16 protein-coding genes, 1 tRNA gene and 1 pseudogene are annotated in these 14055 nt (G+C 59.0%); 9 read left to right on the forward strand and 9 right to left on the reverse strand.

Annotation, left to right across the window (positions count from 1 at the left end; translation table 11 throughout):
- Window positions 1-69: 69 nt before the first annotated feature.
- On the reverse strand, window positions 70-1149 hold the full coding sequence (locus HU759_RS11445) for a 3-deoxy-7-phosphoheptulonate synthase (protein WP_186617377.1): 1080 nt from the start codon (window positions 1147-1149) through the stop codon (window positions 70-72).
- Window positions 1150-1769: 620 nt separating this feature from the next.
- On the opposite strand from HU759_RS11445, the gene HU759_RS11450 reads away from it, so the two are divergent.
- Together HU759_RS11450 and HU759_RS11455 are read left to right on the forward strand one after the other, a co-directional pair.
- The gene (locus HU759_RS11450; RefSeq protein ID WP_186617378.1) at window positions 1770-2519 is read left to right on the forward strand and encodes a carbon-nitrogen hydrolase family protein; all 750 of its coding nucleotides are present in this window, start codon (window positions 1770-1772) and stop codon (window positions 2517-2519) included.
- A 1-nt stretch (window position 2520) separates the two neighbouring features.
- The gene (locus tag HU759_RS11455) at window positions 2521-2967 is read left to right on the forward strand and encodes a GNAT family N-acetyltransferase (protein WP_099547684.1); all 447 of its coding nucleotides are present in this window, start codon (window positions 2521-2523) and stop codon (window positions 2965-2967) included.
- A gap of 35 nt (window positions 2968-3002) precedes the next feature.
- Here the strand turns inward: HU759_RS11455 and HU759_RS11460 are convergent, their stop codons facing one another.
- Window positions 3003-3242, reverse strand: a complete 240-nt coding sequence (locus HU759_RS11460; protein WP_017139021.1) for a DNA-binding protein — start codon at window positions 3240-3242, stop codon at window positions 3003-3005.
- 81 nt (window positions 3243-3323) lie between these two features.
- Between HU759_RS11460 and HU759_RS11465 the strand changes: the two genes are divergently transcribed.
- The 6 genes and pseudogenes from HU759_RS11465 to HU759_RS29830 form a co-directional block, all read left to right on the forward strand.
- Window positions 3324-3689, forward strand: a complete 366-nt coding sequence (locus HU759_RS11465; protein WP_099547685.1) for a helix-turn-helix transcriptional regulator — start codon at window positions 3324-3326, stop codon at window positions 3687-3689.
- Window positions 3690-3840: 151 nt separating this feature from the next.
- A complete protein-coding gene (gene uvrY / locus HU759_RS11470; RefSeq protein ID WP_003190387.1) occupies window positions 3841-4482 on the forward strand; it encodes a UvrY/SirA/GacA family response regulator transcription factor in 642 nt (213 codons plus the stop codon).
- 1 nt (window position 4483) lies between these two features.
- Complete coding sequence (gene uvrC, locus HU759_RS11475; protein WP_017139022.1) at window positions 4484-6307, forward strand: excinuclease ABC subunit UvrC; 1824 nt, start codon at window positions 4484-4486, stop codon at window positions 6305-6307.
- Between the two features lie 32 nt (window positions 6308-6339).
- Window positions 6340-6900 (forward strand): CDP-diacylglycerol--glycerol-3-phosphate 3-phosphatidyltransferase, encoded by a 561-nt coding sequence (gene pgsA / locus HU759_RS11480; RefSeq protein ID WP_099547687.1) that lies wholly within the window; start codon window positions 6340-6342, stop codon window positions 6898-6900.
- A 63-nt stretch (window positions 6901-6963) separates the two neighbouring features.
- Window positions 6964-7039, forward strand: a tRNA-Gly gene (locus HU759_RS11485).
- Between the two features lie 176 nt (window positions 7040-7215).
- A pseudogene (locus HU759_RS29830) lies at window positions 7216-7440 on the forward strand (integrase); the annotation flags it as partial.
- Between the two features lie 266 nt (window positions 7441-7706).
- Here the strand turns inward: HU759_RS29830 and HU759_RS11495 are convergent.
- A complete protein-coding gene (locus tag HU759_RS11495) occupies window positions 7707-8102 on the reverse strand; it encodes a RidA family protein (RefSeq protein ID WP_017139024.1) in 396 nt (131 codons plus the stop codon).
- 141 nt (window positions 8103-8243) lie between these two features.
- On the opposite strand from HU759_RS11495, the gene HU759_RS11500 reads away from it, so the two are divergent.
- Window positions 8244-9158, forward strand: coding sequence for a LysR family transcriptional regulator (locus tag HU759_RS11500; RefSeq protein ID WP_186617380.1), 915 nt, complete (start codon window positions 8244-8246; stop codon window positions 9156-9158).
- 30 nt (window positions 9159-9188) lie between these two features.
- Here HU759_RS11500 and HU759_RS11505 read toward each other — a convergent pair whose 3' ends face one another.
- Genes HU759_RS11505 through HU759_RS11530 form a run of 6 tightly spaced genes read right to left on the reverse strand, consistent with a single transcriptional unit; the run spans window position 9189 to window position 14049 of the window.
- The gene (locus HU759_RS11505; RefSeq protein WP_017139026.1) at window positions 9189-9626 is read right to left on the reverse strand and encodes a hypothetical protein; all 438 of its coding nucleotides are present in this window, start codon (window positions 9624-9626) and stop codon (window positions 9189-9191) included.
- Entirely contained in the window at window positions 9607-10374 is a 768-nt protein-coding gene (locus HU759_RS11510; protein ID WP_170038699.1) for an SDR family oxidoreductase, read from the reverse strand. The genes HU759_RS11505 and HU759_RS11510 overlap by 20 nt, the downstream gene beginning before the upstream one ends.
- Before the next feature lie 8 nt (window positions 10375-10382).
- On the reverse strand, window positions 10383-11153 hold the full coding sequence (locus HU759_RS11515) for an SDR family NAD(P)-dependent oxidoreductase (protein ID WP_186617382.1): 771 nt from the start codon (window positions 11151-11153) through the stop codon (window positions 10383-10385).
- 1 nt (window position 11154) lies between these two features.
- Window positions 11155-12303 carry a hypothetical protein gene (locus HU759_RS11520; protein WP_017139029.1) on the reverse strand — a complete coding sequence of 383 codons (1149 nt, stop codon included), beginning with the start codon at window positions 12301-12303 and terminating at the stop codon, window positions 11155-11157.
- 13 nt (window positions 12304-12316) lie between these two features.
- Window positions 12317-13522 (reverse strand): AfsA-related hotdog domain-containing protein, encoded by a 1206-nt coding sequence (locus HU759_RS11525; RefSeq protein WP_186617384.1) that lies wholly within the window; start codon window positions 13520-13522, stop codon window positions 12317-12319.
- Complete coding sequence (locus HU759_RS11530; RefSeq protein ID WP_099547692.1) at window positions 13519-14049, reverse strand: DUF2867 domain-containing protein; 531 nt, start codon at window positions 14047-14049, stop codon at window positions 13519-13521. The genes HU759_RS11525 and HU759_RS11530 overlap by 4 nt, the downstream gene beginning before the upstream one ends.
- Between the last annotated feature and the right edge of the window lie 6 nt (window positions 14050-14055).

Raw genomic sequence — 14055 nt, forward strand, 5'->3', positions numbered from 1 at the left:
CGGTGTACCTGACACACCGAGGTGTCTGTATCGCAGGCAAGCCAGCTCCCACATTTTGATCTGCATGGATCAGTTGGCTGTGTGTTGCTGGCGGAGGCGCTCAGCCGCACTGCGCAGCAATTGCTCGGTGCCGTTCCAGCCCAGGCAACCATCGGTCACCGACACCCCGTACTTCATCGACGCGCTCAACGGTTGGCAGCCTTCGAACAGGTGGCTTTCGAGCATCATGCCGATCAGCGACGTGTCACCCTGCAGGCGCTGCTCGAGCACGTCGTTGAACACCGCCGGTTGACGCAGCGGGTCTTTGCCGCTGTTGGCGTGGCTGCAATCGACCATGATGCGCGCCGCGACCTTGGACTTGGCCAGGTCGTGTTTCACCTGCGCCACGCTTTGCGCATCGTAGTTCGGCCCACGATGACCGCCGCGCAGTACCAGGTGCGTATCGGGGTTGCCCGGTGTCTGGATAATCGCCGGATGGCCTTGGCTGTCCACCCCGAAGTGACGGTGCGGGTGAGACGCCGAGCGCATCGCATCACAGGCAATCGCGACGCCGCCGTCGGTGCCATTCTTGAAGCCGACCGGCATGCCCAGGCCGCTGGCCATTTCGCGGTGGATCTGCGATTCGGTGGTGCGTGCGCCGATGGCGACCCAACTGAGCAGGTCATCGAAGTAGCCGGCGGCCATGGGTTGCAGCAGCTCGGTGGCGACCGGCAAACCCAGGCGCAGCATCTCGCGCATCAGTTCGCGCGACAGGGTCAAGCCTGCGGCCATGTCGTCGCTGCCATCCAGGTGCGGGTCGTAGGCCAGGCCTTTCCAGCCGATGGTGGTGCGCGGTTTTTCGACGTAGGCACGGATCACCAGCAGCATCTGGTCGCTGACTTCCAGCGCGAGCTTCTTGAGGTTGCGCGCGTATTCCATGGCCGACTCGGGGTCGTGGATCGAACACGGGCCGACAATCACCAGCAAACGCGAGTCTTCGCCATTGAGGATGGCGCGCACGGCTTGGCGATGGGCGTGGATCTGTTCGTTGAGGAACGGGCTGAGGGGCAACTGGTGCTTGAGTTCAAGGGAACTGGGCAGGCGCTGGGTCAGGGCTTCATTGGCGCTGGACAGGTTGGCAACAGGCAAGGCGGCAGTGGCAGAGTTCATATTCAAGGCTTCCTGGGCAAGCGGCGGGCTGTTCCCGCACGCTCTGCCCTACTGGGGTGTTCGACAATTGGCCGTATTGGCTACGTGTGTTGGCTTGCCACCAATAGGTGACCGATCGGAGGCGGCAGGCTGTCCCGAACGGAGCTTGCTAAATCGCCATGCAGTCGAAGTGTCGTAACGGTAATAGGTGGCGTAGTTCATGTCGTGAGTCCTTTTAGTGTTCGGTGTGAAGCAGAATTATTGGGGCCTTAAAAAACAAAACCCCCGGTCGGGGAGCCGACCGGGGGTTAGATTTCTCTGGTAGGCGACCCCTTGAGTAGTGGGCGCCGATTTCAGGTATCAGGCGCGCCAGTGGCTAAACCAATACCCAAAATAAAAGCTGACCAGTGCGCTCAAACCGCTCACACGGGTAGCCGACACCGAGCGCTGGGCGCTGGCAGCAGGGCAAACCTGAGTATGGGTGAGTTGCAACATGGTGTGTCTCCAAATGATGGGGGGGAGCTTACTAGAGGCACGCGGGTGGATTCAATCAGTAATTTCTATCGCGTGACCTACTTACGGCTATGGGGTAAGTGCCGATATGCTGGTAACACGTTAATAATGATTGCCAGGACGCGACCATGACTGCCTTGACCCTCGCCGCAGCTCAAACCACTTCCATCGCCGGCGACGTGCCGGGCAACATCCAGGGGCACCTGAGGTTCATGCAGGCGGCGGCGGAGCAGGGCGTGCAATTGTTGGTGTTTCCGGAATTGTCGTTGACCGGCTATGAACCCGCTTTGGCCGCCCAACTGGCAATTACGCCCGAGGACGTGCTGCTGGCGCCGCTACGTGAGATGGCGCAAGAGCTGCGAATGACCGCAGTGGTGGGCATGCCGATTCGCTTGGCACCCGGGACCGGTGTGTTTATTGGCGCCCTGGTGTTGGGCGCAGATGGCTCGCTGGCGGTCTACACCAAGCAGCATTTGCACCCGGGCGAAGAGGTGGCGTTTGTCGCAGGGCAGGGCGGTGCAGCACTCGAATGGGCGAATGAGCGGATTGCACTGGCGGTCTGTGCGGACTTTTCCCACGCCAGCCATCCGCGTCTGGCAGCAGAGGCTGGCGCTACGGTGTACGCCGCCGGTGTGCTGATCAGCGAAGGCGGGTACGCGACCGACAGCGCGCTGCTTCAGGGGTATGCCGCAGAGCATCGCATGCTGGTACTGATGGCCAACCATGGTGGCCCGTCCGGCGGTTATACCTGTGCGGGGCGCAGCGCTATCTGGAGCGCTGATGGAACCCTGCTTGCCGACGTACCGGGCATTGGCGAGGCCTTGGTGATTGCTCGCCGCAACGGTGAGCAATGGACTGGCCAAGTGGTAGCCTTCTGAAATGGCTTTTCACCTGCGCGCGGCGACGGACCGCGACCTGCCATTCGCACGAACGCTGACCCATGAAGCCATGAACCGCTATTACCTGCAGTACGATTTGTTGTGGTCTGACCATGGCTTTGACGTCGCCTGGGCTTCGCGTGAAAACTGGCTGATTTGCCAGAATGAAACCGTGATGGGGTTTATCAGCGTGAATCGTGACAGCCAGGCACTCTATATTCGCGAATTACACCTGCTCGAGCGCTGCCGCAAACAGGGCGCTGGCAGTTGGGTGTTACAGCAGATGGTGCTTAAGACGTGTGCGCAGGGCTTGGGCCTTTTACGCTTGACTGTGTTCAAGACCAACCCGGCGAGACGCCTGTATCAGCGCCAAGGGTTGAGTATTGTCGGGGAGGAGGACTGCTTTTGGCGCATGGAGCGCGAGTGTCGGGCGGCTGTCGTGGACTAAATCAGGCACGCTGTAGGAATAAGCGCATACTGCGCTCAGGACACACTGCTTGGATTAAGGTGTTGAGCGACGCGTTCATCCACGATAATCCCTTCTTTCATGCCCAGCAGCACCGCTACTTTATGGGCTTCCCCACGCCGTCCCTTTTTACGCCCAGCAAGCACTTGATACGTGGTGGCCGGATCAACGCCATGTTCACGTGCGAACGCTTGAACTGACTTTCCTTGATATTCCAGCCAGGCCTTGGCTTGTGCAGCGGTACGGATTCCGGGCATAGTTCAAAACCGTTCAAGTTTGTGTAATACGAGATGAATGTGTCACCTCTTGGGGTGTGCCAGATAGGATCATACATCCAAATGAGTGGAATCGGTTCGCGTTTGCGGCAAGAAAGAGAGCGACTTGGCTTGTCGCAAAAAGCATTTGGTGAAATTGGAGGGGTTGAGGCCAATGCCCAGGGTAAATATGAAAATGGGGGCCGGGCGCCTAAAGCCGACTACCTGTCACGGGTAGCCGAAAAAGGTGTGGACATCCTGTATGTGTTAACCGGCAACGCCACCCCGATTCAATTGGAAAACCTCAGCCAGATAGAAGAAAAGGTCCTCGGTGATTACCGCGCCATGTTCAAGGAAGACCAGGATGCAATCCGCCGCCTGACGTCTACCCTGGCCGAACATTCGGCTGCGTCGAATGGGAAAAGCAAACCGCAACCCCAGGATTCCTGACCTTTTACCCAGGAAATAGCGCTGCTTGTCATCCGACGGGCCGCCGCATCGCGTTGAAACTCTATATATATGACGCTAGCAGCTAGGTCTGCGCCTTGGTTTTTTGCTAAGGTGTTCAGCAACCTATAAGACCATATCGCGAGGTGTCTGCTTGATTAGGGTGCTAGTAGTCGATGACCATGATCTCGTTCGTACGGGCATTACACGAATGCTGGCTGACATCGATGGCCTGCAAGTAGTCGGCCAGGCTGAATCGGGGGAGGAATCCCTGATCAAGGCTCGGGAGTTGAAACCCGATGTGGTTTTGATGGACGTCAAGATGCCTGGGATTGGCGGTCTTGGTGCCACCACCAAATTGTTGCGCAGCCATCCGGACATCAAGGTCGTGGTGGTCACTGTGTGCGAGGAAGATCCGTTTCCTACACGGCTTCTGCAAGCTGGGGCAGCCGGTTACCTGACCAAGGGCGCAGGCCTGGCCGAGATGGTGCAAGCCATACGCCTGGTATTTGCCGGCCAGCGCTATATCAGCCCGCAGATTGCCCAGCAGTTGGCGATCAAATCGTTCCAGCCTACCAGCGACTCGCCGTTTGATGCGCTGTCGGAGCGGGAAATCCAGATCGCCTTGATGATCGTCGGCTGCCAGAAAGTACAGACGATCTCCGACAAGCTGTGCCTGTCGCCCAAAACCGTCAACACCTACCGCTATCGTATTTTCGAGAAGCTCGCCATCAGCAGTGATGTTGAGTTGACCCTGCTCGCGGTACGCCACGGCATGGTGGACGCCAGCGCCTGACATGACCACACCGTTTGATCCAAGTGCCTTTCTCTCAACCTGCAGTGGCCGCCCTGGCGTGTACCGCATGTTCGACAGCGAGGCACGCCTGCTTTATGTGGGCAAAGCCAAGAACCTGAAGAACCGCCTGGCGAGCTACTTTCGCAAGGCCGGGCTGGCGCCGAAAACCGCCGCGCTGGTGGCGCGTATCGCCCAGGTTGAAACCACCATCACCGCCAATGAAACCGAGGCGCTGCTGCTGGAGCAGACGCTGATCAAGGAGTGGCGGCCGCCCTACAACATCCTGCTGCGTGACGACAAATCCTACCCCTATGTGTATTTGTCCGACGGCAACTTCCCGCGCCTGAGCATTCACCGAGGCGCAAAGAAGGCCAAAGGCAAGTATTTTGGCCCGTACCCGAGCGCCGGTGCGATCCGCGAAAGCCTGAGCCTGCTGCAAAAGACCTTTTTTGTGCGCCAGTGCGAAGACAGCTTCTACAAAAACCGCACGCGGCCGTGCCTGCAATACCAGATCAAACGTTGCAAGGCACCCTGTGTCGGCTTGGTTGAACCTGCTGAGTACGCCGAAGACGTGCGCCATTCGGTGATGTTCCTCGAAGGACGCAGCAATGCCCTCACCGATGAACTCTCCGGCGCCATGGAGCAGGCCGCCAGCACCCTGGATTTCGAACGGGCCGCTGAGTTGCGCGACCAGATTTCGCTGTTGCGCCGCGTGCAGGACCAGCAAAGCATGGAGGGTGGCAACGGCGACGTCGATGTGATCGCTGCATTCGTCAACCCGGGCGGCGCCTGTGTGCACCTGATCAGCGTGCGTGGCGGGCGAGTGTTGGGCAGCAAGAACTTCTTCCCGCAGACTGGTATCGACGAGGAAGTGGCCGAAGTCATGGCCGCCTTCCTTGGCCAGTACTACGTCAGTAGCCCCGAGCGCGACTTGCCGTCCGAACTGATCGTCAACGTGGTGCATGAGGACTTCCCCACGCTGATCGAGGCGATCCACGAGCTGCGCGGGCGCGAGCTGGACATCAGCCACCGTGTACGCGGTACCCGCGCGCGCTGGCAGCAACTGGCGGTGACCAACGCCGAACAGGCCCTGGGCGCGCGTCTGGCCAATCGTCAGCACGTTGCCGCACGTTTCGATGCCCTGGCCGAGGTCCTCAACCTCGACGAGCCGCCCCAGCGCCTGGAGTGCTACGACATCAGCCACTCCAGCGGCGAAGCCACCGTGGCCTCCTGCGTGGTATTCGGGCCGGAAGGGCCGATCAAGTCCGATTACCGGCGCTACAACATCGAAGGCGTCACCGCCGGCGATGACTACGCCGCCATGCACCAGGCGCTCACGCGGCGCTTCAGCAAACTCAAGGACGGCGAGGGCAAGCTCCCCGATATCCTGCTGGTAGACGGCGGCAAGGGCCAGTTGTCCATGGCCCGCGACGTGCTCAACGAACTGGCCGTGCCCGACCTGATCCTGCTCGGCGTGGCCAAGGGCGCCACGCGCAAGGCCGGTTTCGAGACGTTGTACTTGAATGATGCCGCCCATGAGTTCACTTTGAAGGGCGACTCACCCGCATTGCACCTGATCCAACAGATTCGTGACGAAGCCCACCGTTTTGCCATTACCGGCCACCGCGCCCGCCGTGGCAAAACCCGGCGAACCTCAACCCTGGAAGGGGTGGCGGGCGTTGGCCCGACGCGCCGTCGCGACTTGCTTAAACATTTTGGTGGCTTGCAGGAGCTATCCCGTGCCAGCATTGACGAAATAGCCAAAGCCCCCGGTATCAGTAAAAAGCTCGCAGAATTGATTTATGCAAGTCTGCACAGCGAATAGAATGCCTTCTCACCTCGTAGCCAGTTGTGCCGATGAATATCCCTAATCTGATCACCGTTCTACGCGTCCTGCTTATCCCGATTTTCATTTTGTTGTTCTATTTGCCCTACGAATGGAGCTACGCCGCCTCCAGTTCGGTGTTTGCCTTCGCTGCCGCAACCGACTGGCTCGACGGCTACCTGGCGCGCCGCCTGGAGCAGAGCACGCCATTCGGCGCGTTCCTTGACCCTGTGGCCGACAAACTCATGGTCGCCGTCGCCCTGGTCCTGCTGGTGCAGGAACATGGCAACCTGTGGCTGACCCTGCCGGCCGCCGTGATCATCGGCCGCGAGATCGTTGTCTCGGCCCTGCGCGAGTGGATGGCCGAAATCGGCGCCCGCGCCCACGTGGCCGTCTCCAACATGGGCAAATGGAAAACCGCCGCGCAAATGCTTGCGCTGGTGATTTTGCTGGCCAACCCATCGGACTTCTCGATTTGGGTTCTTATCGGTTACGCCTTGCTGCTCATCGCCGCCGGCCTGACCCTGTGGTCCATGCTTCAGTATTTGCGCGCCGCCTGGCCGCATCTGCGTACCACCGTTGAAAAGAAATAAAACTTTTTTGAATCAAGGGGTTGACGGGGGTTCTGGATTCTATAGAATGCACACCACCAAGACGCGGGAATAGCTCAGTTGGTAGAGCACGACCTTGCCAAGGTCGGGGTCGCGAGTTCGAGTCTCGTTTCCCGCTCCAAAATTTGATCCACAGATGTCCACTGTACGCTGGGATCCACGAAATAGACGCTTAGGCGTCTTTTTTCGTTTCTGCGGAAAACCACTGGAATCCAGGGCAATCCGGTACGTTTAAGTATCGTTTTAAGTACTGTCTAACCGACAGACTCGAATTCGTATTGTTGCTGGATCCCCTCAGGTCGCCAAACCACCCTCTCGCAAATCCTCAGGGTCTTCAAAAAAGACATTTTGCCGACCCTCGCTGAACGTCCTATCAAAAGCATCACCCGCCATGACCTGCTGGCCATTCTCAATACCATCGAACAACGCAAAGCCTTCATCATGGCTGAAAAATGCCGAACCTGGTTCAACCAGCTGTTTCACTATGCCCTGGTAAAGGTCGAAGGTATGGAACTCAATCCCCGGTGACGAACACCCCTATCTACTGATGGAGCATTCTTCCTGATTTGGTTTGCGAGCTGCGTCGAGCTGTTGGCTTCCTAGAGACGATATGGTGCCTCAAAACCTAGACAAATACCCCCATGGCCGAATCGTTATAAACATGTGTTTTCACACAGCCTGGCCAGAAGCAGGCGATGACATCAGGCATAAACCGACCGGGAGTGGAGGGTCACTTCAGAAAAAACAAGAGGGTTCCCTTTGTCGGTCGGAGAAGGCCTGAGCTGAGTTTATGGGGATAGTTTGGCAATCACCTTGATCTCGAAGTCGAAGCCGGACAACCAGGTCACGCCGATAGCGGTCGCCGTCGGGTAGGGAGCTTCGCCCCAGTACTCGGCCGCTACTTCCCAGATTGTTTCGAATGTTGAGTCGGGGTCGACCATGAAGATGGTCGTGTCCACCACATCCTCGAAACTACTGCCGGCCTCGGCCAGGATCGCGTTGAGGTTGGCGAAGGCCAGGCGAACCTGTGCCGCGAGGTCTGGCTCGGCCGAGCCATCCTTGCGGCTGCCGACCTGACCGGATACGAACAGAAAACCGTTGGAGCGAATCGCCGGTGAGTAGCGGTGGAGCTCGTACAGTGCATGGCGGTCAGGCGGGAAAACGACATCACGTTTGCGGGTCATTGCATACCTCCTTCGGGGGCCATCGCGGCCCGCTGTTTACGATGGAGCCAGTGTAAAAAGACGAGCGACCTGAATAAACGCGCAACGCTGGTCATGACTGTTTGTAGAATCCAAACTATCCAGATCCGAGTGAGGCGTGAAATGGACCGTTTCGATGCAATGCAGGCCTTTGCCCGAGTGGTGGAAACCGGCAGCTTCACCAAGGCGGCAGCCACCCTGCACATGAGCAAGACCACCGTGACGCAGCTCGTTCAGCAACTGGAAGCGAGGCTGCGTGTGCGTTTGCTCAACCGCACCACACGCAAGGTCAACGTCACCGCCGACGGCGCGGCCTACTACGAGCGCGTCATCCGGCTACTGGTCGATATGGACGACGCCGAGACCAGCCTGTCCAGCGCGTCGATGACACCGCGCGGGCGGCTGCGGGTGGATGTGCCCAGCCCGCTGGCGCGAATGCTGCTGATACCCGCCTTGCCGGGGTTCTTTGCACGCTACCCGGAAATCCAGCTGACCGTGGGCGCGAGCGATCGCATCGTCGATATCATTGGCGAAAACGTCGACTGCGTGTTGCGCGGCGGCGAGATCACCGATCAGTCCCTGGTGGCAAGGCATGTGGGCGATCTGAACATCGGCATGTATGCCGCGCCCGGCTATCTGCAGCGCTTCGGTATGCCGGCGCACCCTCGTGAGATGGAGGAGGGCAGGCACAGTACCGTTGGCTTCCTCTGGTTTCGTACCGGCAAATCCTTGCCCTACGCGATGCAGCGGGGTGAGGAACGCATTGAGGCCCAGGGTCGCCCGCAACTGACGGTCGACGACGGTAATGCGTACCTCGCCGCCGGCCTGGCTGGCCTGGGCATGCTTTGGCTACCGCAGTACATGGCCAAACCGCACCTGGTCAGCGGCGAGCTGCTGCCGCTGTTTGAGGACTGGCACATGGCGCCAATGCCGATGTATCTGGCATTCCCGCCGAATCGCCACGTCAGCGCCAAGGTGCGGGTATTTATCGACTGGGTAATAGAATTGATGGCCGAGCATGCGCCGGTGGTTAAGTGAAACAGGGCCCACAATGGGGGCCCGGCAGGATCAGGAAGAGCGGGCCCCTTGTTGGGTGGGTTTGGCGACGTTGCGCTCGAACAATCCGTGGGAAAACTCCAGTACCGCCAGCACCAGTTGAACGGCACCCAGCACCAGCAAGAACGGCGAAGCGCCACCGCTGACGGCCACTACCTGCAATACCACTACGATCACGCGTAGCAAGGCGCTAAGACGGGCGTGTTCGCGTGTGGGGGCTCGCCAACGCACAAAGCCCCACACGAGATATGCCCACGCACCGATGTTGAGCAGGAACATGGCCGTGGGGTCGAGCGTCGAGAAGGGGCTGTCGAAGCCCAGTTGATGATCGAGCCATTGGATCAGTGAATAGGCCCAGATGGACACCACCGGCAAGGCGAATGGAGCCATTGCAAGAACGTCGTATGCAGCGCCGACGCGTACGATTTTCTCATGTGTGGATTGGGTCATTGCGAGTCTCCTCCTGGAGTGGCTGGTTCAACAAGTCACGAATTTCTTGGAACTCTCCCGATTTCAGTCCATTACGATGGCGCTCGGCCAAGACGTAGGCGATATGCCCAGCGCGGGACTCGGCGTCGACGATGTAGCCGGGAGTTGCCGCTCGTTGTCGCAGCGCGACAAGGTCGCTGAAACGCTCATCCGCCGCCATGATGGTTCGTGCCACCGTTGTTTGGACGTTGCAGAGCCCCAGAACGGCAAAGAAGCTGTGTGGGTTTTCCAATTGATAGATTTTTGCCAGGGCGTTCAACGCTGCCTTGGATACCGAATATGAGAGCATCCCTGCACGTTGGCGCAGTGCCGAAATCGATGATGAGAAGACCACGGTACTGGGGGGCTGCGTCGCACTCAGCATAATGTCCAGGACCATTTTCACGGCGCCCAGGTTGAGCGCCAAGACGCTATTGAACTCCTGCATCGAGGTCTGCGTGGCCAGTTGGGGCGCGCTGCCGAACCTTCCCGCATTCAGGTAGACGGTCTCTACCGGGGTAGGGGTGCGCGATAGCAACGCCTGCAAGATTGCCGGCGCGCGCTCGATATCGGTCAAATCGCACCGCAGGAAGTGGAAGCGCTCCTGTGGCGGGATATTGGCCGCAGGGCTTCGTGACACCGCGAGCACTTCGTCGCCCCTGGCCAGGTGATAGCGCGCCAAAGCGTTGCCGATACCGGTGCTTACACCGGTGATCAATATGCTAGCCATGATTGCCCCTAGAATTTGCCGATGTGATAGCCGCCATCGGCGCTGAGCACCGTGCCGGTGATGTAGCTGGATCTCTTGCTCAGCAAAAACACGATCGCATCGGCGATTTCCTCTGGCTGGGCAAAGCGCTTCATGGCCGTCACGTCAAGCTTGCGCTGGGTGTTTTCCGGGTGGGCAGCCAGCCGTTCCGGAGAGTTCATACCTCCCAGTGTCGGCCCGGGCGCTACGGCGTTGACGCGCACGGCAAAGCGGGATTCGCTGTCGCAGGCGTTTTCCATGGCGGCGACCTGCGTCAAGGCAATGAGCGCTGTCTTGCTGGCGACATAGGCCGCCTGATTGGCCATGGGCATCACGCCAGCGCACGAGGACACGTTGACGATCGCTCCATTGGGGTACTGGCTGATCAATGCCAGTTCTTTTTGCAGGCAGTAAAGGGGGCCGTTCAGGTTGGTGTGGATGACCCTGTTCCAGTCCTGCGGTTGGATTGTTGCGATCGGCGCGTAGGGGGCGGTAATGCCTGCGTTGTTGATTGCGTAGTGCAACCGATCAACCTCGCCAGCCACCGTCGCGAATGCCTCGGCTACTGACGTTTGCGACGCCACATCGCAAAAGATGAACTGCGCCGAAGCACCCAGTATCTCCAGAGCGGCGTCAGCCTTTTGCTGGTTCCTGCTCATCAGGAACAGCCGTGCGCCTGCTTCGGCCAGTTGCTTTGCCACCGCCAGGCCGATGCCGCTTGCACCGCCGGTAATGACGATGTTCTTGTCTTTAAATTCCATGTTATTGATTCCCGTAATGGATGTGAGCAGGACGCTTGTAATGCTCATTTACACAGCAATACACCCGATCGAGTTGCGGATTGCTCTTGTCCCGAAAGCAGTTACCGTCAAACCGGCATTGCTGGACCTGATCCTCGTGGCCGGCGAGCGACTTGCTGATCAGGTCGTTATCGGCAAAAAGGGCCCGGCTCATGCCGATCAGGTCGCAGTGACCAAGCCGCAGTTGATCTTCTGCCTCCTGCAGGGAGCCAATGAAACCGGCATAGCCGACCGGGAGCGAGGTGAACGACTTGATCAGGCGTACCCCTTCGACGAACTGTCGCTGAATTGTCGGATGGGCAGTAAGCATGTAGCGGAAGGTTTCCTTGATGGTGATCGAGCACATGATTGCCGACGTCCCCGCGTCCGCCAGGGCTGCCACCACGTCCTCGAGCAGTTCCGGTTGCTGCCCTCTGGCGCCCAGACAATCATCGATGCCCAGGCGCACGGAAACCTCCAGGTCTCCAGCGGTAACCCTATGAATGCGGTCGATGACTTCCAGCAGGAACCGCGCTCGCTTGATGGGGCTTGCGCCATAGGCGTCACGGCGATGGTTGGTCCAGGGCGACAGAAAACTGCTCAGCAGATAGCCGTTGGATGCCTGAAGCTGGACCATCCTGGCACCGGCCTGCCTGGCACGCAGAGCCGCTTGGGCAAACTGATCGCAGACAGCGTCGATGTCCTCGACACTCATCTCTACCAATAGATCGGCGCCGCTGCTGGCGGATAACGCACTGCGGCTCGGGCAAAGCAGCGGTTGGCCGCTGATCTGCGTGCCGCCTTGGGCTCCGTAATGCTGAAGTTGCACCACCACTGGGCAGTCCCGCTGGCGACCGTACTCCACCAGCGGCACGAGCTTTTCCAGGTTGGCATCGCTGTGCAGGCACAGGCCACGCGCATGCAGGCGCGTGGAGGGCGCTATGGAGGAGTTGCCCAGCACCACCATGGCGCAGCCACCGTCGATCACATGTTTATAGAAGGTGAGCATTTCCTCGGACAGCGAACCGTCCGAGGTGGCCAGGTCGATGCCCATCGGGGCGAAATACAAGCGGTTTTTCAGCGAAACGCTCTGGCCGATCACCAGTGGGCGTTGTGATATCTCATAGCTCATGGGCGCACGATCCTCATGCCACGATTTGCTCGTGGGCGAGAGAGGCAGGTGAAGGGGCAGCGGCAGCGGCCCATTGCATCTGCCCGGCAAAGAAGCAGTGGCACTTGATCGTTTCACGCAGTTCGCTGGCCTGGTTCTTGGACAGCTTGCCGAACACCAGCACTCGCTGGTCGGACTCGCTGGTGGAGCAGCTCGAAGCAACTGGCAGACTGAGGAAACCACCCCCTTCGATGTAGAGCGATACGGTACTGACCGTGCTCCAATCGATGGCCCCGGCTTGATGAGTCACCAGCACTCCCAGTACCGAGAGCAGGCTCAGCCTGGCTTGCAACACGCTATCGGCGTGATGCACGAGGATGTTCTTGGGCAAGCGATCAGAAGGGGCAAACCAATGATCCTGAGGGTAGTTCAACGAGCGCATGCGTTTGAACAGCGGTAACTTGATCACTGCGCCTTGTAGCCAAAGACGCGACACCAGCCGACCGTTCTGATAGAAGTTCGCGCACTTGTCGATGGACTTGGGTTGTGATCGCTTGAGGCCCTGGGCCTGCTGCACCACGACTTCGACTTCATAGGCCGATTCGGTGTAGGCATTGAAGGAAATGCGCAAGTCTTCGATAGAAATGGAAACTGCGCCGCGTTGGTGTCCCAAGTAGTTGTAGACGTAGTGGTACATGGCTTGCCTGGCCACTTCGATCAACATCAGGCCTGGTACATGTTCGTGCTGCTTGTTGTAGAAGTAGTAATTCTTGGTGTCGTTGATCAACAGATAAGACCCCTGCCTGGCCTTATCCCACTGCGCGAGCGCTTCAAGGCATTCGATCATGCGTAATACCTGGTCGGCCGGTATTTCGGCATCACCGCCCTGAAAATGCTGGGCCAGGTAGCGTTGGGCCTGCTGGGGGATGAATTCAGCCGTGAGGATGAAGTGGTCGCCGCACTCGGTATAGAAGTCAGTCAGGCGGATCTCGAAGGTGGAGAGTGTGCTCGCCTGCTGCGCGCTGATGGTCAAGGGCAGATAGCGCAGCACATACTGGCCATCATGCGCACGGTACAGGGCCTTGAACAGGGCCTGATCCTGCGCGTTGCCAGCCAGTATTTCGGCACCGATCGGAGTGCTGAGAAAACTGGGCAGAAGCAGCCTTGGTCGAGCGATCAGGACATCCTTGGATGTGTCTTTGTGCAACAGATGAGGGTCAATCGAGTCTGCGCTGTTCATGAGTTGCGATCTCCAAGTGAGCGAGTTGGGGAATGTAGGGGGAGGTGGGACAGTAAAAGCTTGATGATGAGCCCATGCACCGGCGCCACCGGCAGCATGTACAGGCGGCCGAACGTGTTGAAGGTCTTGACGGAGGTGGTGATATGCAGGCAACGCGGTTGCGCGAGTGTTGCATCGATCGAGACCATGACCGCCAGATGGGTATCGCGTGAGGTCAGTACCAGCTTCTGTGCGCTGATGGCCTCGATGGTGAAGAAATCGAGCTTTTCGCCGACCGTCGGGACGCACTGTGGTGTGACGCCCGAGAACCCGCCGATCCTCTCGACGTGAAAGTGCTGGGAGATGCTGTCGCGCAGCCTGAACGCGCCTTTGAGCCAGGCGGGCGTCGCGGCCGTCATTTGGCAGTACAGTTCGAATACCGTGGATTCGGTGTCGATGATCGCGCTGGCCGAATGCAGAAAATTCAGCTCATGGTGCGCGGCCACCAGGCTGGCGCACGGTGGGATCTGGTCATTTGGCGTCTTCATCCTTGA

It is taken from the genome of Pseudomonas sp. OE 28.3, assembly GCF_014268205.2.
In the GTDB taxonomy this organism is placed as follows: Bacteria; Pseudomonadota; Gammaproteobacteria; order Pseudomonadales; family Pseudomonadaceae; genus Aquipseudomonas; species Aquipseudomonas edaphica.

Bases quoted from the DNA above. Each gene is read 5' to 3' on its own strand.
- HU759_RS11505 (WP_017139026.1), bottom strand. From the start codon at position 9,626: ATGACCCAATCCACACATGAGAAAATCGTACGCGTCGGCGCTGCATAC.
- HU759_RS11520 (WP_017139029.1), bottom strand. From the start codon at position 12,303: ATGAGCTATGAGATATCACAACGCCCACTGGTGATCGGCCAGAGCGTT.
- HU759_RS11495 (WP_017139024.1), bottom strand. From the start codon at position 8,102: ATGACCCGCAAACGTGATGTCGTTTTCCCGCCTGACCGCCATGCACTG.
- HU759_RS11510 (WP_170038699.1), bottom strand. From the start codon at position 10,374: ATGGCTAGCATATTGATCACCGGTGTAAGCACCGGTATCGGCAACGCT.
- HU759_RS11450 (WP_186617378.1), top strand. From the start codon at position 1,770: ATGACTGCCTTGACCCTCGCCGCAGCTCAAACCACTTCCATCGCCGGC.
- uvrC (WP_017139022.1), top strand. From the start codon at position 4,484: ATGACCACACCGTTTGATCCAAGTGCCTTTCTCTCAACCTGCAGTGGC.
- HU759_RS11445 (WP_186617377.1), bottom strand. From the start codon at position 1,149: ATGAACTCTGCCACTGCCGCCTTGCCTGTTGCCAACCTGTCCAGCGCC.
- HU759_RS11465 (WP_099547685.1), top strand. From the start codon at position 3,324: ATGAGTGGAATCGGTTCGCGTTTGCGGCAAGAAAGAGAGCGACTTGGC.
- HU759_RS11455 (WP_099547684.1), top strand. From the start codon at position 2,521: ATGGCTTTTCACCTGCGCGCGGCGACGGACCGCGACCTGCCATTCGCA.
- HU759_RS11500 (WP_186617380.1), top strand. From the start codon at position 8,244: ATGGACCGTTTCGATGCAATGCAGGCCTTTGCCCGAGTGGTGGAAACC.
- pgsA (WP_099547687.1), top strand. From the start codon at position 6,340: ATGAATATCCCTAATCTGATCACCGTTCTACGCGTCCTGCTTATCCCG.
- HU759_RS11460 (WP_017139021.1), bottom strand. From the start codon at position 3,242: ATGCCCGGAATCCGTACCGCTGCACAAGCCAAGGCCTGGCTGGAATAT.
- HU759_RS11525 (WP_186617384.1), bottom strand. From the start codon at position 13,522: ATGAACAGCGCAGACTCGATTGACCCTCATCTGTTGCACAAAGACACA.
- HU759_RS11530 (WP_099547692.1), bottom strand. From the start codon at position 14,049: ATGAAGACGCCAAATGACCAGATCCCACCGTGCGCCAGCCTGGTGGCC.
- HU759_RS11515 (WP_186617382.1), bottom strand. From the start codon at position 11,153: ATGGAATTTAAAGACAAGAACATCGTCATTACCGGCGGTGCAAGCGGC.